Source organism: Ligilactobacillus hohenheimensis (assembly GCF_947381805.1).
GTDB classification, from domain to species: domain Bacteria; phylum Bacillota; class Bacilli; order Lactobacillales; family Lactobacillaceae; genus Ligilactobacillus; species Ligilactobacillus hohenheimensis.
Genome location: NZ_CANCXC010000001.1, coordinates 619,910 through 638,192, shown reverse-complemented (window position 1 = coordinate 638,192; position 18,283 = coordinate 619,910). Strand labels below are relative to the sequence as shown.

The window sequence follows — 18,283 nt, the reverse complement described above, 5'->3', positions numbered from 1 at the left end:
ACAAATGAAAGTTTCAACGAAGTGGTTAAACGAATACGTGAACGTTGCCGACCTTAAGCCGGAAGAGTTGGCGGAAAAGATTGAGCGGACAGCTGTTGAAGTTGACGGAACTAGTCGACGGGAAACAGGTTTAAAGAAGATTGTGGTGGGGCACACCCTTAAGGTTGAGCAGCACCCGAATGCAGACCATCTGCATGTTTGTCAGGTTGATGTTGGCGAAGATGAACCGTACCAGATTGTTTGCGGGGCGCCGAACATTGCTGCGGACCAAAAGGTCATTGTTGCGCTTCCAAATTCGCGGATTGCAGGCAATGAGAAGATTAAGAAGGGGAAAATGCGCGGCATCGTTTCAATGGGGATGATTTGTGCCCTGCAAGAGATCGGTTTTCCGGAAGCAGTTGTCCCGCAGGAATACGTGAATGGGATTTATGTGTTACCGGACGATGCTGTCCCAGGAGACCCCGTTTTTAAGTACCTGGGAATGGACGAAGATATCATTGACGTTGACATTACACCAAACCGGGCGGATATGCTGAGCATGCGGGGCGTTGCTCGGGAAGTGGGTGCAATGTACGACCGGCCAGTTAATTTGCCGGAGGTTAGCGTTAAGGAAGATGACGGTGTTAAAGTCGATTCGTTACTGAGTGTTGCTGCTGACGAGCAGGTGGCCCCAACGTATCTGACCCGCGTTATTCGGAACGTCCACGTGGCCCCGAGTCCGCTGTGGTTGCAGATTCGGTTGTGGAATGCGGGAATTCGGCCAGTGAATAACGTTGTCGATGCAACTAACTATGCTCTGTTGGAGTATGGGCAACCGCTCCACGCCTTTGATTACAATGAAATTGCTGGGAAGCAGTTGACGGCCCGGCAGGCGCAGGAGGGTGAAAGTCTTACAACGCTTGACGGAACGGAACGGAAACTGAAGACCGGCGACGTGGTTGTTGCGGACGCTAACGAAGTGGTTGCGTTAGCAGGTATCATGGGTGGTGCCCGGACGGCAGTTACGAATGATACCGCAGACGTTGTTCTTGAAGCGGCGGTCTTTAACCCAACGGCAATTCGGAAAACATCCCGGCGAGAGAACCTCCACACTGAAGCGGCAATGCGGTTTGAACGGGGAATTAATCAGGCTGCAGTGGTTGCGGCCCTCGATGCGGCGGCTCAGCTAATTATGACGAACGCTAACGGGCAGGTTGCTCAGGGAATCTTGGAGGCTACCCGGCACACTGCCACCGATGTGACCGTGACGGTGTCACTGCAGCGCATTAATGATGTGCTGGGAACCAAACTAACAGCAACTGAAGTGACTGCAATATTCAAGCGGCTAGGGTTTACCGTCACGGAAAAGGCGGGCACGTTTACCGTAAGCATCCCGCCGTTCCGGTGGGATATTAGTCTTCCGGCCGACCTAATCGAAGAGGTTGCCCGGATTTATGGTTACGATAACCTACCTGCAACGTTTCCGGTTGGGGCGACAACTCCGGGAGCTCGTACTCCTAAGCAACGGTTTATTCGTTCAATTCGACAGGCGTTGCAGGAGGCCGGCTTGGACCAGGCAATTTCGTATGGGCTGACAACCGCAACGAAGGCACAACGGTTTATGTTTGCGCCGGCCACGGCCACTGAATTAGCCTTCCCGATGAGTTCTGACCGGACGACAGCGCGGATGAACCTGCTGAGCGGGTTATTAGACGATGCAGCGTACAACGTCCACCGGAAGGTTCAGGATGTGGCCCTATACGAACAGGGGCGGGTGTTCCTTGGCGATGGCGAACATGTTCGTCCACAGGAAGTGGAACACGTTGCTGGAGTATTAACGGGCTTATTCCGTCAGCCAGGATGGAACCAACCCAAACAACCAGTTGATTTTTACGTTGCAAAGGGGATTGTTGAACACCTTCTTCGTCAATTAGGAATTAGCGGAGAACGGTATGTTTCGGTTAGTTCCCATGCTGAAATGCATCCGGGCCGGACTGCAGATGTATACGTTGGTGAGACGTTCGTTGGCTTTGTGGGTGAGGTTCATCCAGACATCGCTAAGGAAAACCATCTCAAACGCACGTACGTCTTTGAACTTGATGTAGACGCACTTTTCCACCTTCCAAAGGATGAGCAGCAGTATACCGCCGTTTCCAAGTTCCCAGAAGTGACGCGGGATATTGCGTTAGCCGTTCGGACAGACGTAACAAATGAGCAGCTTACGCAGTGCATCGTTAAAAACGGCGGTGCGCGCCTTACAGACGTGCGGCTCTTTGATGTTTACCAGGGTGATAAGATGGCGCCAGGTATGAAGTCGCTAGCATACACACTGGTTTACCGGGACCCAACGAAGACGTTGGTTGATGAGGATGTTAACCGGTCGTTTAATAAAATTATCCGGAAGTTGCAGGATGAATTTGACGTTGAGGTGCGGTAGGTTTAAGTTAAGGAATGAATGAACTAAAGGTCGTAGCGGTGGCTATGACCTTTTTGGTGTATGAACTATGGGAGGAATGGTTATGAAAGGGCGAAAGTGGCCGTGGGTTCTCCTGGGAATCATGTCAACGACATGTTGGGGGATTTCTGGAATCTTTGCTAAGATGTTATTCGCGATTAGTCCGCGGGTTTCACCGATGATTGTGACACAGGTGCGCATGATTATCGGGGGAATCGCCATTTTGCTAGTTGGTTGGTTAGCGGGCAAACATCCGTTAAAAATTTGGCACCGGTGGCACGACGCGGGAACAATTATTAGTTACGGAATCTTAGGGCTGATTCCCGTTCAGCTATTTTACTTTATGGCGGTAAAGGCTGGGAACGCTTCGATTGCAACGATTCTTCAGTTTATCGGCCCGTTTTTCATCATGTTATACATGGCGGTACGGCACCATGAAATTCCGTCGCGGTTGGAGGTAATTAGTGCGGTTGCTGCCTTTATTGGGGTGGTGGTCGTGGCAACCAACGGGCGGTTTACGCAGCTGGCAATCACACCGTTAGTCTTAATTTACGGGCTCATTTCAGCCGTGGGGGTCGCAACGAACACGTTGATTCCGCGGTCGTTGTTAAAGAACTTCTCATCCATGGAAATTACGGGGTGGGGGCTGGTGATTGCAGGGATTGGCCTTGAAGTTGTCTCACCAACCCGAATAACGTTTGCGTTAACTCCGCGGGTATTAGTAATGTTTTTGATGATTATCATTATTGGAACCGTGATTCCGTTTATTACCTTTACAACCGTGTTAAAGTACATTTCCCCGACAGTTGCCAGCATGTTGGATGCCTTCGAGCCCCTTACAGCAACAGTGGGTTCGGTGCTTGTTTTGGGCTTGCATTTAAGCGTAGCAACGATCATTGGTTCATTAGTGATCATTGTTGCCGTAATTGGGTTAAATTATCAGCCAAACGAAGAGTGATCTTACAGTCATTAGGGTAAAGAACGCCCCCACGCATCGTACGTGGGGGCGTTAATTGACCCTAATGATTGGAATCATTTTGGGGCGAATTATCTCCTTGATTGTTGTTATTAACCTGTGAAACGGCAGAACTATTCCCATCTGAATTCGAATGGCTCATGTCGAAGTTAAAACTCATGCTAAACGAGTGGCCGTTGTCGTGGCCGCTATGTGAGAACGCCCCGGATGAATTACCCGCAAAAATATCAGGATCAGGATAATCAATCCAGTAGAGCTGTTTAACGCCATTCAGCGTTTTGACCCCCACGCTTGATGGCCGAACCCAGTCGGTGTTTGTAGTAAACTCTGACAGATACTGGAGTTCGTTTTTAACAACATAGTGCGATAGACGTGCGTCAGTTGTTAAGTAACATCCAGGCTTAAACGGGTGATCATAGCCAACCCACACGGAGATAGAATAGTTCTTAGTATATGCATTCATCCAGCCATCCATACATGCGTTGGAAGGGAATCCTGTATTACGGTCACGCGGATAGGACGTTTCACCGTCTTTTCCAGCCATATACAAGCCGGGAACTTTTGCATCAGTGGCAGTACCATTACCTTGTAAGACGCCTTTTAGCATATCTGTAATCATGTATGCTGTACCAGGCTTCATTGCACGGTTTCCATCCGCATCAAAGTCTTTAACATCTCCGTCGGAAGATTTTATTTCACTAATAAATTGAGGTTTGTAATAAATTCCCCCATTTGCGAAGGCAGCGTAAGCGGCGGCATTTTGTAGTGTTGATGATGGGATTCCAATTCCGTAGGTATAATTATCAAACTTATTACCGTTAAACCCTAGATTCGAAATAAATTTTTGGGCCTGTGATAATCCAACGGCATGGAGAGCCTTAACTGCTGTGATATTACGCGACTGATCAAGCGCTTGGCGCATTGTCATTTTTCCTTTATACTTATGGTCCCAGTCGTATAAACTTGTATTTGAACCAGGGTATTTAAATGGACTATCATCTAATGGATGATATGTTGCCCAGTGAAGGTATTGAACAGCTGGGCCGTAATCAAATAGGGGCTTGGCAGTTGAACCGTTTGACCTATTTGTTTGAACAGCGCGATTTAATCCAAAGGCGGTCTGTTTTCCACGCCCGCCAATCATAGCAATTACCTTGCCGTTACGTGGATTAATAACAGTTGAAGCAATTTGGACACGGTTATTAGGCCAGCTTACATAATTATCGGTATTAACGATATTGTATAGCCGCTTTTGTGCATTCCAGTTCAAGTTTGTATAAATTTTGAGATTTCCCTTATCTGGATCATAGCCTTGCTTTTTAGCTTCTTGCAGAACCTGTTGGATGTAGGCGTCCGCTACCAGCTCTCGCTTAGAGTTTTCGTCGTTTTGGGCTGCATGATTCGTAACAAGCCCGGCGGTAATACTCTGTTGCTTTGCCGCGGCTGCTTGAGCAGAAGAAATCTTCTTATTTTGAACCATTGCGTCCAAAACAAGGTTCCGCCGTTGGGTTGCAAGCTTAGGATTAATCAACGGGTCATAAGAGGACGGGGCATTAGGAATTCCTGCGATTGTTGCGGTCTGAGCTAGGTTCAGGTCCTTAAGGGACTTTCCGTAGTAGTAATGCGCTGCCGTCTGCATCCCGTAACAGTTAGATCCCATGTAAACCTTGTTCACATAGAACGTCATAATTTGGTCCTTACTGTAACGTTTATCAAGCTGAACGGCCATCCATGCTTCCTGTGCTTTCCGTTTGAGTGTCCGATCAGCGTTACTGGTTGAGAAGTACGAGAGCTTGATTAACTGCTGGTCAAGCGTACTTCCTCCCTGAATGGCATTCGGGTGAAAGATATTGGAAAACGCTGCGGAAACAATCCGGAGAGGATCTACTCCCCTTTGCTTGTAAAAACCGCGGTCCTCAATCGACACAATCGCGTCCTTTAGCTGTTGGGGAATTTGGTTTTGCTTAGCGACCTGCCGGTTTTCGCTCCCTAACGTGTAAATTTTCTTCCCGTTACTTGCGTAAATTGTCGTCATTTCTGGACTTGCCAGTCGAGAAGTTGATAATTTCGGGGCGGTGCTAGCATACGTAACAAAAAGGAGGCTGCCAGCAACAATTAGGAAGGCCAGAATACCAAGCGTCCAGCCTAAAAAGCGGTGAAATTTCCGGTGGGGATGATTTCGCCGTTCCGCTTGCTCACGAGCCTGACGCCGGGCCGTCCTCGAATAATGTGAATCTTGTTCAGTCATGTTAGGTACCATACTCCTTCGTTTAATTTCTGTGTTACCTGATTAGTTGATTAACAGCGTCGAGATACGGGATGCGGGGATTTAAACCGTATTGCAGGCTAATTCCCTCGGCGGCAATTACCTCACGGGGAATCGACTTACGTCCCGTTGCACTTGTCTGCTGGTCCCAATAGCGAAACAGCGTTGCTGCAGGCATTAAGTAGAGTTCATCTAAAACGGTAAAGCGAACAATTGTAAAGCAAATGCCGTTTTGTGCCACACAGGCCTTCAGGTGATCAACCTGGTGTGCGTGAAAATTACTTAACGGGAAGGCAGTTTTGTTCCGGGTTTCCTTTGCCTCAAAGTCGAGGTAGTGTCCCTGATAAACACCGTTATAGTCGGTTGTTGAGGGCTGTTTGAAGTAGGCTTCCCGGATAACGGCTGCACTTCGCTTGGGATAATCAACATTCACAATTTGAATTGGAATGGGTTTTTTATGAATAACAGCAATCCCGTTAACACGGTAATACTTATTAGTTTCGTTAATTTCCTGTTCAAGTGACATTCCCCGGTTACCATACTGAACCGAAGTGCGCTTAGAACGTGATAATGGGGTTGATTGCTGGAATGGCCGCCCGTCAGGGTACTTTAACGCCATGATACATCACCTTCTTATCCCGTTCATTATAGCAAGGACGCCGGGGGGAATCAAAAGGAAGTGGTCTTTAGTGGGGGAATGCGGTAGGATAAAGGTACGATTATGTCGAGGGAGGAACACCATGCGGCTATGGGTAACGGGTTACCGGAGCTATGAGTTTCCAATTTTTAATAACGATGATCCCCGAGTAGCGGTGATCCGTTTCGCGCTAAAACGAGCATTTATTAACGCCTTTGATGATGGCTTGGAATGGGTGATTACCGGGGGACAGCTTGGGGTTGAACAGTGGGCAGCAATGACGGCGGTTGCTTTACGGAATGAATATCCTGAGTTGCACATTTCAATGATGTTACCGTACGCCGAGTTTTCCCACCGGTGGAAAGAGAATAAGCAGTTGCAGTTGGCAACCCTGCAACAGCAGGTTGACTTTCACGCAAACGTCAGCGATCAACCTTACCAGTCGCCAGCCCAGTTACGGGATTACCAACGTTTTATGTTATCCCATACGGACGCTGCTTTGTTGGTGTATGACCAGGAATATCCGGGGAAACCCAAATACGATTACGCGGCGATTGAGCGGTGGCAACAGCAACATGATTATCCGTGTACGTTGATTGACATGGATCAATTGCAGAGCGCTGCGACCGAGTATGCAGCGGCGAAGAATGATTTGCAATCATGGTAACTTGTAGCTATAATGTAGGTGTTAATTGAGTTTATAATGGAGTGTTAGACGAATGAACGATATTAAGCTTACGCCGAAGGAAATTGTTGATAAGCACTTCAAGCCTAAAATGCGGGGATACGACCCGGAAGACGTCGATGAGTTTTTGGATCAAGTGATTCAGGACTATGAGAAGTTTAATAAGGTTACCCGGCAACTTGAAGAGGAGAACGACCGCTTAAAGAAGAAGGTTGATGATCTCACAAAGCAGGTTGCGGTTGGTCAGTCAGGACAAACTGTTCGGCCATCAGCTGGGGCTGCTAACATGGATATTCTCAAGCGTCTTTCAAACCTCGAGCGGCGGGTGTTTGGCTCCCAGATGAATGATTCTCAGGGGAACCACTTCTAAATTTAATTAGTGTTAACTCTGATGTAGGTTTCTGGTAATCGCGGTCTACCTTGAGTAGGCTGAGGAAAGTCCAAGCTTGCACGGGCTGCGATGCCCGTAGTGATCGTACTCGCTGAAAAAATAAGGCGGGGCACCTTAACGGTGACGGCAAACGAAAGGGCTACGGCCTTTGGCTATGCCTGAGTAGTTTTGAAAGTGCCACAGAGACGAGGACCGTTGGAAACAGCGGTTGTGGAACGCGGTAAACCCTGCGAGCAGGTAACCCAAATTTTGGTAGGGGCGCTTCATGACGGAAATGAACTAATCATGGGGGCGAACTGGTTAACAGTTCGGAGATAGATGATTACCACCGATTTCAGTTTCCTGAGACTGGATGACGTACGGAACGTGGCTTATAGAGGCCTACATCTTCAGGAGGGCCGTGACTGTTGTCACGGCCCTTTTATTATGTTCAATAAAAATGGAGGAATTACGGGTGGAACGGTATCAGTTAATTGCAACGTGTGCGGCGGGAATTGAAGCGCTGACTGGAAATGAACTTCGCCACCTTGGCTATGATGATGTCCGGGTGGAAAACGGTCGGGTTCGTTTTAGTGGCACCATCCAAGATATAATACGGGCAAACCTATGGCTGCGAACAGCGGACCGGGTTCGAATCGTTGTTGCTGAATTCTCCGCCCGAACCTTTAGTGAATTATTCGATCACGTCAACGCGATTGAATGGGAACGCTACCTGCCCGTTGACGCTGCGTTTCCCGTTACGGGGAAGTCACAGAAGTCAGCGTTGCATAACGTTCCAAGTGTTCAGGCAATTACAAAAAAGGCGATTGTTAACCGCCTGCAAACTGTCTTTCACCGCCGAACACGCCTTCCTGAAACCGGCGCGCAGTATCCCGTTCAGATTGCGCTCAATAAGGACCGGATACTCCTAACCCTTGATACGACCGGATCAAGCCTTTTTAAGCGGGGTTACCGGGTTAATAAGGGGGATGCGCCGTTAAAGGAAAACATGGCTGCAGCGTTAGTTTTGCTAGCGCACTGGTATCCGGAAATGCCGTTTGTCGATCCGGTATGTGGTTCGGGAACAATTCCGATTGAGGCAGCAATGATTGGGCATAACATTGCACCGGGCTTTAACCGTGATTTTGTATGCGAACAGTGGGAATGGTTGCCACAGCAGGTCAGTGACGATGAGCGGGCGGCTGCGGACGCCGCTGCAGACTATGGCCGGGAGTTGGACATTACTGGGTACGATATTGACGGGCGAATGGTGGCGATTGCCCGGGAAAATGCTCAGGAGGCGGGGTTATTCCACAGCATTACGTTTAAACAAATGGCCGCAAAGGATTTTAAAACCGATAAAAAGAATGGGGTCATTGTTGCGAACCCGCCGTACGGTGAACGATTAGGGGATCGTCAGGCGGCTAGAAAACTGTACGCGCAAATGGGGGAAGTTTATCGTCCACTAACAAGTTGGAGCAAGTATATTTTGACCGGTGATATGGAATTTGAGCGGTTCTACGGACAACCCGCTACAAAGCGTCGGAAGTTGTATAACGGACGGCTACGGACAGACCTTTTCCAGTACTGGGGTAAAAAGGTGAAATAAATAACGGAATGACGAAGTAACGGCTAATAGACCAACTATGGTTTATTAGTCGTTGTTTGATTTATGCTCATTTGCCCACCAATGCTTGACAGTGATGATCGTCATTCCGATGATGTATATGATCGTAAACGTGATGCAACACCCACCCGATGAGTACATTAAGAAGAGGAGGGGAATTGCGCCGTAGAGGAAAAACCGCTTAAAGGATGGATCAATCCGGCCAGCAGCCACGGGAACGACCTTGGCAGGATCAGCAACGACCTCTTGGGGACAGTATTGATGGCAGGCCGGACACGTTTCAGTAAAACTAATAACGTTAGGGTCGTCCGTAATAATGCGGTTAATTCGGTACCGGTGCGTGGTAATGAAGTCAATATTGTATTCGACGCCACATGCACTACACCGGAGACGAACCCGCCCGTGAGGAATTACGGCCACCTTCCCCCGGTAGATCTTAGTGAGAAGGAGCGTTGTTTGAATGATAAAGTTGATTGTAATGAGAATAATGACGAGGCTATTGATGATTAACAGCCGTTCCGGCATTCCCGGTACCATTTAAAACGCTCCTTTCTTCGTCAGCGATAAAACCAGTATACCATAAAATTGATATTTCTAAAGAATAAGTAAAGAAAGCAGGCGAATTAAAATAATTTGCTTATAAAAGGTATTCGTCAAACTAAAGAAAACGGGTGGAGCGGAAGCAGCCAACTGAACGAATCATTGAGGATTGTTCTGGTAGTTAGTTGGCGACCTTCTTCTCCACCCGTCTTTTTAGTTTGGGATGCAGAAATAGTAAGGAGACTGCAACTGATGTTCCAGCTTCCTTATTAATTATTGTAGTGCCTTATCAATGAATTGTTGCATTACCCGTTGTTTAGCCTGTTGTTCTGCGCGCTGCATTACCCGGGTCCGTTGCTGGGCACTCATTGTTGGGTCCTTTTGCATGGCCTGGGCAACCTGTTGCTTAACAAGTGGTGGCACTTGTTGTTTCATTGCCTGCGCAATGGCAGGTTTATCACGCTTTAACCGCTGTTGTGCGCGCTTAAGCTGCGAGGCACTCACGACCTTCCAACTAGCCGGAACGGTAAAGCGGTAGTGCCGCTGCTTAACCTGGTTTTCCAAACCAAGGCCATAGTACAGAACGTGCCAAAATACGTTTTTAGTGCGGTATTCGGTTTTGGTGACTGTTACCGTTGCTGTTTTAGCATGGGCAGAACGAACAACCTGGGTTGACGCAGAGACGTCCGCATCAGTGTGGTGAATCTTGGTTGTAGCAGTTGGTTTGTACAGGTAAATTTTTTCGTTCCCCGTTCCTAACTGCTTGTACATTAGCAGGTTAACGGGAAGCTTCTTCGGGTTGATTGTTGGTTGCAGTTTTGTTGTGGTCGAAACCGCAACCGTCTTCATCCCAAGATGACTGACATCATTAAGCATCAGTGTGAGGGAACAGGCAATTGCCATGATAAACAGTCCGCTGCAAACGATCGTTTTTAGCAGGCGACCGCGGTGCCACAGGATTGACAGCACTAAGAACAGTAACAGTGCAATCACAAGAATAATTAAAATCATGCCACTTCACCATCCTTTGAATCGAGGGGAAGGTCAGCTTTCCGCTTAATATCCTTGAAGTAAAACGCAATGATGATTCCAAGCACCCCGAAGAGGAATGCCAGGAAGAACGTCATGTGGTATCCCCCAAGGGCGGCGCTAATCATCTGGTGCTTGTATTCCAACGGAGCCGTGTGAAGCAGGTGATGGGCCGGCTCCATATGGTCCTGAACGTTGGTCAGTGCCGTTGTGAAAATCGCCGTTCCGATTGCGCCGGAAACCTGCCGCAGGGTGTTGTTAACGGCCGTCCCATCGTTAATCTTTGCAAGGGGAAGGGCGTTCATTCCGGCCGTGTTAACCGGCATCATGACAAATGAAACCCCAACAACCCGGACGGCGTAGAGTACGATAATTTCAATCATTGGCGTCGTTGTTGAAATCGTGATGAAGTTAAACGTCCCTAACGTAAGGATTGCTAACCCGGTCATTGCGAGCTTCTTAGCCCCCATTCGGTCATACAAGAAACCAGAAATTGGGTTAATTAACCCCATCATCAGTGCCCCAGGAAGTAACATTAACCCGGAGTGGAACGGGGTTTGTCCCCGGACAATTTGAATGTACATTGGGAGAATTAGTTCAACCCCAACCAGGGCAATCCGGGCGATTGATCCAAGGATGGAAGCAATCGTAAAGTGCCAGTTTTTGAGAAGCCGAATGTCCAAGAAAGCCTCGTCGCCCAGTTTGACTTGCCGCCAGCAAAAGAGGGCGATGAAGATGGCGCCGATAATTAAGCCTAACAGGACTTGGAGTGAGCCCCAACCGTCCGTTCCGGCTTCGGACGTTCCGTACAAGAACGAACCAAATCCGATTACGGAAAGTACGGCAGAGAGGACATCAATCTTAGGGTGGGACAACTCAAGAACAGTCCGCATAAAGAAGAATGCCATGATGATATCAATAATTGAAATTGGAATTAAGATTCCAAAGATCATCCGCCAATTAAAGGTATCGATAATCCATCCCGAAAGAGTCGGGCCAATCGCTGGCGCCATCCCAACTGCAAGCCCAACAATTCCCATGATTGTTCCCCGTTTGTCAACCGGGAAAATCGTGAGGGCAATTGACTGCATGAGGGATGTCATTACCCCGGCACCAACGGCGGAAACAAGCCGGCCCGTTAGCAATAATCCGAAACTGTTTGCGCAGTACGAAATCGTAATCCCCACTGTAAAGAGGATCATCGCAACAATATAAAGAAGCTTTGAGCTGAAGCGGTTCATTAACCAGGCGGTAATTGGGATCATTACCCCGGTTACCAGCATAAATCCGGTGGAGAGCCACTGGACGGTTGAAGCCTCGATTCCAAATTTGCTCATAAACGTTGGGTAAGCTGTTCCCAACATTGTTCCGGCAAGAAAACCAACAAACCCACCAATAATTAGGGTTATAAAAAGAAGGAACCGACTGTATGGCTTACCATGAACGTCGGTTGCAGGTTTCATCTTTGCCATGTAATTCACCTCGAATTAATCATTTTAAACTAATCTCCATTTTAGCACTTAGCTAACGGAAGTGCTAAAGCGACGAATGGTTTTACAGAGACTTAATTAATATGACATTATGTCATGTGACAATTTGTCATTCTACACTGGACGATTTTAATTGTCAATGAAAGAATCATCTTTCCAGGGTCGGCGGTTGAATTGTAAAATAGGGTATAATTAAGAAAAAGTGTCTTGGGGTGGCGTCAGGTGAGTCAGGAAAAAAGAATTGCATTAATCAAACAGCTGTTAGAAGAACGACAGGAATTATCAACGCGGGATATTATGCACGAGTTTGGGGTATCACAGGATACCGCCCGGCGTGATATTGTCCTGCTAACTAAGCGGGGAGAGGTCCGGCGGACACACGGCGGAATTTTGCCGTTGGACTTTGGCCGGAGTGTTCCTAACTTTCAAAGCCGGTTGTCCCGTTTTACTAAACAGAAAACACAGATTGCAGTGGCAGCGGCGGAATACTTTGAACCGCACCACGTTTACTTTATTGATTCATCAACGATTTTGCTTAAAACCTGTCAGAACCTTAACATGCCGGTGACAATTATGACTCATTCGCTGGATAACTGCGTTGCGTTAGCGGAGCGGAGCAAGGTGACAGTGAAGGTTCTAAGCGGAACGTTAAACCATGATAACCGGTTTTTCTATTCCCACGACGCCATCGAAGAACTCAATAATATTGCCTTTGATACCGCGTTTATCGCGGCTTCGGGGATTGACCAGCACGGATTATATCTACTAGATGAAGAGGATGCGCAGATTGTTGGGATGGCTGTTCGCCGGGCCCGGAAAGTGATTTTGGTGGCGGAGCACCAGAAGTTTACGAACCAGTCGTATTTCCGGATTTGTTCCCCAGCAAAGGTTTCCCTCTTTATTACGGACCGGCGCTTGACAGCAGAACAGCGGGCGATTTTCCCGCGGGAGACTGAAATTCGGGTTGTTGGCGACGAACAGGGAGGCGAATAGGATGGAGCAACAGGATAAACCGATTGGGATCTTCGATTCGGGGGTCGGTGGAATTTCGGTGTTACGTGCGGCCGTACGGGAACTTCCGCATGAAGATTTTTGTTATTTTGGGGATTCCGCAAACGCCCCGTATGGTCCCCGATCAACGGCGGAGGTGCAACGGCTGAGCGAAGCGGTTGTCACTCACCTGTTGACTAAGGGCGTTAAGGCTATTGTCATTGCATGTAATACGGCAACGAGTGCAGCAGCGACGCTTTTGCGGCAAAAGTACCCCGCACTGCCGATTATTGGAATTGAGCCAGCGGTCAAACCCGCGGTGGAGCGTCATCCCGGACAACAGGTTGTTGTAATGGCGACGCCGCTGACATTGCGGGAAGAAAAGTTTACCCGGTTAGCAAAACGCTACCGCCAACAAGCGGATATTGTCCCGTTAGCTGCTCCTGATTTAGTTGAGTTTGTTGAGGCGGGGGCAACTGATACGCCCGCGGTGCACGCGTACCTTCATAAGTTACTAGCACCATACGCGACAACAGCTGCAGCCGTTGTTTTAGGATGCACCCATTTTCCGTTTGTTCGGGCAGCGATTGCACAGGAGGTGCGGCCGGGGGCCCCAATTATTGATGGTGGTGCCGGAACAGCTAGGGAATTGCGGCGACAGTTAGAGGCTAAGCAGTTGCTTAATCCTCAGCAGGAAGCAGGTCGGGTTGTTTTTGAAAATAGTACAGCAACCTCAGCGATGATTCAGTTAAGCGAGCGGTTATTTAATGAAAAGAACGATTAAAGAAATTAGGGAATGGCTGCAGACTGAGCCAACTGAAGCGGAGGTGGTGGCTCTTCGAACGGATTCCCGGAAAGGCGTCCAGCGGCTAATTGCCCAGTATGAGCGGCTTCAAGAAAAAAAGCAATGGGCTCAGGAGGCCTTTGACCACCGGTTAGTGATTGAACGGCGCCTGTGGCAGGCGGGGAACAAGTACGTTGCGGGAATTGATGAAGTTGGCCGGGGTCCTTTAGCTGGTCCGGTTATTGCGGCGGCGGTTATTTTACCGCATGACTTTAATTTAGTTGCGGTGAACGATTCTAAGCAACTGAGTGCGCCACTTCGTGAACACTTATATGGGCAAATTTTAAGTCAGGCCGTCGCTGTTGCGGTTGGAACGGCTTCAAACGAACTGATTGATCGGATTAATATTTATGAGGCCACCCGAGTTGCGATGAAAGAAGCAGTGGATCACCTTGCAGTAACGCCGTCCCATCTCATTGTTGATGCGATGCAGGTACCGGTTGCCCTGCCCCAGGAACGGTTAATTAAGGGCGATGCCAAGTCGGCCTCAGTTGCGGCTGCTAGCATTGTTGCTAAGGTTTTCCGGGACAGGCTAATGCAGTTCTATGATGAACTTTATCCTGGTTACGGCTTTGGACAGAACGCCGGTTACGGAACAAAGGAGCATCTGGCAGGGCTTGATTGCCAGGGAGTAACGCCCATCCACCGGCGGACCTTTTCTCCGGTTGCGAAGCGGCTTAATAAATGAAAGAATCACACTTTCTTTGCGTATCTATTCAGTAGGAAGAGCGGAAAGGAAGTGTTTTTTAGTGCGTGGGTTGTTAATTATGTTTCATTTGAGTAGTTTGCGAACGCTAGTACGGGAATGGCGGTTGATTACAATTATTCGCCACACCCGGCAGGTTCCGTCTTTATCGATGATTCCCGCACTCCTTGGTTTCTCCGCCGGTCAGACTGCCCGGTGGCAAGGCGAATTACAGGAAGGCCTCCTGGTAAAACGGTGGCAAAGGTGCCAGCAAACAGGACGGATAGTCACAATTATTGATGATGAGTATCCCGCCCTTTTACGGGAGAGCTACCGACCGCCAGTAGTGTTATTTTACCGGGGATCCTTGACACGCTTATGCCGCCCGTTATTAGCAGTGGTTGGTGCCAGGCGGTGTACTGATTATACCCGTGAGGTGTTAGAACATTTGTTGCCGCCGTTAATTCAGCACCGAGTGGGAATCGTGAGCGGGTTGGCCAGGGGAGCAGATCAGGTTGCTCATGCAGTCACCTGTCGTTTTCAGGGAATACCGGTTGGAGTTATTGGAACAGGATTAGATCAGGCCTACCCCCGAGAAAACGCCGTGCTTCAGGCCAAGGTTGCTCGTCGTGGCGTATTACTGAGTGAATATCCTCCGGGAAGCGGCCCGCGCCGGTATCATTTTCCCGAGCGGAACCGAATAATTGCAGCGCTAACCCAGGCGACCCTCGTAACGGAAGCACGGTTGCGGAGTGGAAGTCTCATTACTGCCAATTTCGCACTTCAGGCCAACCGCAATGTGTGGGCGGTTCCCGGACCGATTACCGCCCCAACATCAATGGGGACAAACGAGTTAATTCGGGCGGGGGCGACCCCGGCGTTAAATTCTGCAAATATAATGGAAGAATTTGGTTTAACTTGACAGTAATAATTGTGGTAGCATATGATGAAAAGCGATTTTGATATGCGAAAAGGAGTTGGTGACGATGCCGAAAGCGGCGAGTGCAACAACGACAACCACAAAGAAAAAGAAAACAACGAAACGAAAAACGACCCGGCGGCGGGTGAAAAAGAACCTCGTGATTGTTGAATCACCGTCAAAGGCTAAGACTATCCAAAAGTACCTGGGATCACGGTATAAAGTAATGGCTAGTCTTGGGCACGTTCGCGATCTCCCTAAGAGTACGATGGGAATTGACGTTGAAAACAATTACGCCCCGCATTACATTTCAATTCGGGGAAAGGGTCCGGTAATTAAAGAATTGCGGAAAGAAGCGAAGAAAGCGAACCACGTTTACCTGGCATCTGACCCCGACCGGGAAGGAGAGGCCATTGCTTGGCATTTGTCCTACCTTCTTGGACTTGACCCTAAGGATAAAAACCGGGTTGTTTTCAACGAAATTACGAAGGATACGGTCAAGAACGCCTTTAAGACCCCCCGGGCGATTGATATGAGCTTGGTTGATGCACAGCAGGCCCGGCGGGTGTTGGATCGGCTTGTGGGATATTCCATTTCACCGTTATTATGGGCAAAGGTTAAGCGGGGATTGTCAGCCGGCCGGGTGCAGTCCATTGCGCTTAACTTAATTATCCAACGGGAACAGGAAATCAAGGATTTTAAACCGGAAGAGTACTGGTCAATCGATGCCGAGTTCAAGAAGAACCGGGCTAAGTTTACCGCTGCTTTTTATGGGGTTGACGGAAAGAAGACGGCCCTGCCAAACAATGAAGCTGTTCAGCAAGTCATGCAGCGGATTGATTCAAGGCAGCCGTTTGCCGTAACAAACGTTACAAAGAAGGAGCGCAAGCGGTTCCCGGCTTTACCGTTTACCACGTCGACAATGCAACAGACAGCTAATAATGCTCTCCGGTTTAGCACGGCAAAAACGATGATGGTCGCCCAGCAGCTATACGAAGGGATTAACATTGGCCGCGGTGGTGCGGTTGGTTTGATTACGTACATGCGGACCGACTCAACCCGGATTTCAACGGTTGCTAAGCATGAAGCGGCGCAGTTTATTAATGATGAGTACGGTGCAGAATACGCGGCCGTGAAACCGCGACGGGGGAAATTACCGGAGGGCGCACAGGATGCACACGAGGCAATTCGGCCGTCATCGGTAATGCGGACGCCGGATTCAATTGCGAAGTACCTAACAAAGGACCAGTTACGGCTATATACGTTAATTTGGTCGCGGTTTGTGGCGAGCCAAATGACGCCGGCAATTGTTGATACGATGAAGGTTACGCTGGAACAGAACAACGTCCAGTACCGGGCCACCGGTTCAAAGATGAAGTTTCCGGGATTCATGAAGGTGTATAAGGATGCTAAGCGTAAGGATAACCAGCTTCCTGACTTGGCAGCGGGCGATACGGTGACGCTAGTAAGCAACCAACCAAACCAACACTTTACCCAACCACCGGCCCGATATACGGAAGCCGCTTTGATCAAAACCCTTGAAGAAAACGGGGTGGGGCGGCCATCAACATACGCGCCAACGTTGAGTACAATCCAAAAGCGTTACTACGTTAAGTTAACGGCCCGGAAGTTTGCACCAACTGAACTGGGGATTATTGTCAATAATATTATCAAAGACTGTTTCCCTGATATTTTAAACGTTAAGTTTACGTCTAACCTTGAACAGGAACTGGACGATATTGAAGAGGGAAAGCGGCAGTGGGTTAAGGTCATTGACGAATTCTACCAACCCTTTGCTCAGGAAGTGGCAACCGCGGAAAAGAAGGTTGCGGCGATTAAGATTAAGGACGAACCGGCAGGCATTGACTGTGATGTCTGCGGAGCACCGATGGTCATTAAGATGGGGCGGTACGGGAAGTTTTACGCTTGCAGTCGCTTCCCGGATTGCCGCAATACCAAAGCAATTACAAAGAAAATTGGGGTGACGTGTCCCAAGTGTGGTAAGGGCGACGTTCTTGAACGGAAGTCGAAGAAGAACCGATTGTTTTATGGCTGTTCCCGGTATCCGGACTGCGATTTTGTTTCGTGGGACAAACCGGTTGGCCGGAATTGTCCGAAATGCGGGGCGTACCTAGTAGAAAAGAAGTCGCGGAAGGGACTCCAGGTAAAGTGCAGTAGTTGTGATTACGCTGAGGAGCTTCAGCCGAAATAGTGAATCATTAAGGGAAGAAGGAATTAATCGTGCCAACTAGTTTTCATGCGACGACAATTTGTGCTGTGCGGCATAACGGCCATACTGCAATGGCAGGGGACGGTCAGGTAACAATGGGCGAAAAGGTGATTATGAAGAACAATGCCCGCAAGGTCCGGCGGATTTACCACAATAAGGTTGTGGTGGGGTTTGCCGGAAGCGTTGCCGACGCGTTTAACCTCGAAGAACGGTTTGAAAAAAAGCTTGAAGAATACAGCGGAAACCTGCAACGGGCGGCCGTTGAACTCGCGCAGGAGTGGCGGACGGACCAAGCCCTTCAAAAGCTGGAAGCACTGTTAATCGTAATGGATAAGGATAACCTGTTGCTTGTTTCGGGATCAGGTGAGGTCATCGAACCCGATGAGGATGTTCTCGCCATTGGTTCAGGGGGAAACTATGCCCTTGCAGCAGCCAAGGCGCTCACGCGGCACGCCAAGGAGATGGCGGCCGTTGATATTGCTAAGGCGGCCATTGATATTGCTGGGGGAATTGATATTTTCACTAACCACAACATCATTGCAGAGGAACTCTAGGGGGCAT

General features: G+C 48.8%; 16 protein-coding genes and 1 other RNA gene. 12 read left to right on the top strand and 5 right to left on the bottom strand.

The genetic code is table 11. The features are described 5' to 3' along the window. The first annotated feature begins 4 nt into the window (after window positions 1-4). Together pheT and QOR60_RS03110 are read left to right on the top strand one after the other, a co-directional pair. A complete protein-coding gene (gene pheT, locus QOR60_RS03115; RefSeq protein ID WP_283581895.1) occupies window positions 5-2,416 on the top strand; it encodes a phenylalanine--tRNA ligase subunit beta in 2,412 nt (803 codons plus the stop codon). Between the two features lie 82 nt (window positions 2,417-2,498). Then, on the top strand, window positions 2,499-3,392 hold the full coding sequence (locus tag QOR60_RS03110) for an EamA family transporter (RefSeq protein ID WP_283581894.1): 894 nt from the start codon (window positions 2,499-2,501) through the stop codon (window positions 3,390-3,392). 61 nt (window positions 3,393-3,453) lie between these two features. Here the strand turns inward: QOR60_RS03110 and QOR60_RS03105 are convergent, their stop codons facing one another. Together QOR60_RS03105 and recU are read right to left on the bottom strand one after the other, a co-directional pair. After that, window positions 3,454-5,658: a transglycosylase domain-containing protein gene (locus tag QOR60_RS03105; RefSeq protein WP_283581893.1), complete on the bottom strand. Its 2,205-nt coding sequence runs from the start codon at window positions 5,656-5,658 to the stop codon at window positions 3,454-3,456. Between the two features lie 34 nt (window positions 5,659-5,692). After that, window positions 5,693-6,295 (bottom strand): Holliday junction resolvase RecU, encoded by a 603-nt coding sequence (recU, locus tag QOR60_RS03100; protein WP_283581892.1) that lies wholly within the window; start codon window positions 6,293-6,295, stop codon window positions 5,693-5,695. Window positions 6,296-6,416: 121 nt separating this feature from the next. On the opposite strand from recU, the gene QOR60_RS03095 reads away from it, so the two are divergent. The 4 genes from QOR60_RS03095 to QOR60_RS03080 all read left to right on the top strand — a co-directional run bounded on the left by QOR60_RS03095 (window position 6,417) and on the right by QOR60_RS03080 (window position 8,977). After that, on the top strand, window positions 6,417-6,980 hold the full coding sequence (locus QOR60_RS03095; protein ID WP_283581891.1) for a DUF1273 domain-containing protein: 564 nt from the start codon (window positions 6,417-6,419) through the stop codon (window positions 6,978-6,980). Window positions 6,981-7,032: 52 nt separating this feature from the next. Then, complete coding sequence (gene gpsB, locus QOR60_RS03090; RefSeq protein ID WP_283581890.1) at window positions 7,033-7,368, top strand: cell division regulator GpsB; 336 nt, start codon at window positions 7,033-7,035, stop codon at window positions 7,366-7,368. 26 nt (window positions 7,369-7,394) lie between these two features. After that, window positions 7,395-7,768: RNase P RNA component class B (rnpB, locus tag QOR60_RS03085), an RNA gene on the top strand. Between the two features lie 75 nt (window positions 7,769-7,843). Then, window positions 7,844-8,977 (top strand): THUMP domain-containing class I SAM-dependent RNA methyltransferase, encoded by a 1,134-nt coding sequence (locus QOR60_RS03080; protein ID WP_283582013.1) that lies wholly within the window; start codon window positions 7,844-7,846, stop codon window positions 8,975-8,977. A 45-nt stretch (window positions 8,978-9,022) separates the two neighbouring features. Here the strand turns inward: QOR60_RS03080 and QOR60_RS03075 are convergent, their stop codons facing one another. From QOR60_RS03075 to QOR60_RS03065, 3 genes are all read right to left on the bottom strand, one after another. Continuing rightward, window positions 9,023-9,532 carry a hypothetical protein gene (locus tag QOR60_RS03075; protein ID WP_283581889.1) on the bottom strand — a complete coding sequence of 170 codons (510 nt, stop codon included), beginning with the start codon at window positions 9,530-9,532 and terminating at the stop codon, window positions 9,023-9,025. A 276-nt stretch (window positions 9,533-9,808) separates the two neighbouring features. Beyond that, a complete protein-coding gene (locus tag QOR60_RS03070; protein WP_283581888.1) occupies window positions 9,809-10,546 on the bottom strand; it encodes a DUF4811 domain-containing protein in 738 nt (245 codons plus the stop codon). Further along, window positions 10,543-12,036, bottom strand: a complete 1,494-nt coding sequence (locus tag QOR60_RS03065; RefSeq protein WP_283581887.1) for a DHA2 family efflux MFS transporter permease subunit — start codon at window positions 12,034-12,036, stop codon at window positions 10,543-10,545. The genes QOR60_RS03070 and QOR60_RS03065 overlap by 4 nt, the downstream gene beginning before the upstream one ends. A gap of 240 nt (window positions 12,037-12,276) precedes the next feature. Here QOR60_RS03065 and QOR60_RS03060 point away from each other — a divergent pair, with 240 nt between their 5' ends. From QOR60_RS03060 to hslV, 6 genes are all read left to right on the top strand, one after another. Next, window positions 12,277-13,047, top strand: a complete 771-nt coding sequence (locus QOR60_RS03060) for a DeoR/GlpR family DNA-binding transcription regulator (protein WP_283581886.1) — start codon at window positions 12,277-12,279, stop codon at window positions 13,045-13,047. A gap of 1 nt (window position 13,048) precedes the next feature. Next, window positions 13,049-13,828, top strand: a complete 780-nt coding sequence (gene murI, locus QOR60_RS03055) for a glutamate racemase (protein WP_283581885.1) — start codon at window positions 13,049-13,051, stop codon at window positions 13,826-13,828. Continuing rightward, on the top strand, window positions 13,812-14,576 hold the full coding sequence (locus tag QOR60_RS03050; RefSeq protein WP_283581884.1) for a ribonuclease HII: 765 nt from the start codon (window positions 13,812-13,814) through the stop codon (window positions 14,574-14,576). The genes murI and QOR60_RS03050 overlap by 17 nt, the downstream gene beginning before the upstream one ends. A 61-nt stretch (window positions 14,577-14,637) precedes the next feature. Continuing rightward, window positions 14,638-15,495 carry a DNA-processing protein DprA gene (gene dprA / locus QOR60_RS03045; RefSeq protein WP_283581883.1) on the top strand — a complete coding sequence of 286 codons (858 nt, stop codon included), beginning with the start codon at window positions 14,638-14,640 and terminating at the stop codon, window positions 15,493-15,495. Between the two features lie 64 nt (window positions 15,496-15,559). Continuing rightward, window positions 15,560-17,704: a type I DNA topoisomerase gene (topA, locus tag QOR60_RS03040; RefSeq protein WP_283581882.1), complete on the top strand. Its 2,145-nt coding sequence runs from the start codon at window positions 15,560-15,562 to the stop codon at window positions 17,702-17,704. A gap of 29 nt (window positions 17,705-17,733) precedes the next feature. Further along, the gene (hslV, locus tag QOR60_RS03035) at window positions 17,734-18,276 is read left to right on the top strand and encodes an ATP-dependent protease subunit HslV (RefSeq protein WP_283581881.1); all 543 of its coding nucleotides are present in this window, start codon (window positions 17,734-17,736) and stop codon (window positions 18,274-18,276) included. The last annotated feature ends 7 nt before the right edge of the window (window positions 18,277-18,283 follow it).

Coding starts and splice junctions, on each gene's coding strand:
- QOR60_RS03050 (WP_283581884.1), top strand. CDS start 13,812: ATGAAAAGAACGATTAAAGAAATTAGGGAATGGCTGCAGACTGAGCCA.
- QOR60_RS03065 (WP_283581887.1), bottom strand. CDS start 12,036: ATGGCAAAGATGAAACCTGCAACCGACGTTCATGGTAAGCCATACAGT.
- pheT (WP_283581895.1), top strand. CDS start 5: ATGAAAGTTTCAACGAAGTGGTTAAACGAATACGTGAACGTTGCCGAC.
- QOR60_RS03105 (WP_283581893.1), bottom strand. CDS start 5,658: ATGACTGAACAAGATTCACATTATTCGAGGACGGCCCGGCGTCAGGCT.
- QOR60_RS03070 (WP_283581888.1), bottom strand. CDS start 10,546: ATGATTTTAATTATTCTTGTGATTGCACTGTTACTGTTCTTAGTGCTG.
- gpsB (WP_283581890.1), top strand. CDS start 7,033: ATGAACGATATTAAGCTTACGCCGAAGGAAATTGTTGATAAGCACTTC.
- QOR60_RS03110 (WP_283581894.1), top strand. CDS start 2,499: ATGAAAGGGCGAAAGTGGCCGTGGGTTCTCCTGGGAATCATGTCAACG.
- QOR60_RS03095 (WP_283581891.1), top strand. CDS start 6,417: ATGCGGCTATGGGTAACGGGTTACCGGAGCTATGAGTTTCCAATTTTT.
- recU (WP_283581892.1), bottom strand. CDS start 6,295: ATGGCGTTAAAGTACCCTGACGGGCGGCCATTCCAGCAATCAACCCCA.
- topA (WP_283581882.1), top strand. CDS start 15,560: ATGCCGAAAGCGGCGAGTGCAACAACGACAACCACAAAGAAAAAGAAA.
- murI (WP_283581885.1), top strand. CDS start 13,049: ATGGAGCAACAGGATAAACCGATTGGGATCTTCGATTCGGGGGTCGGT.
- QOR60_RS03075 (WP_283581889.1), bottom strand. CDS start 9,532: ATGGTACCGGGAATGCCGGAACGGCTGTTAATCATCAATAGCCTCGTC.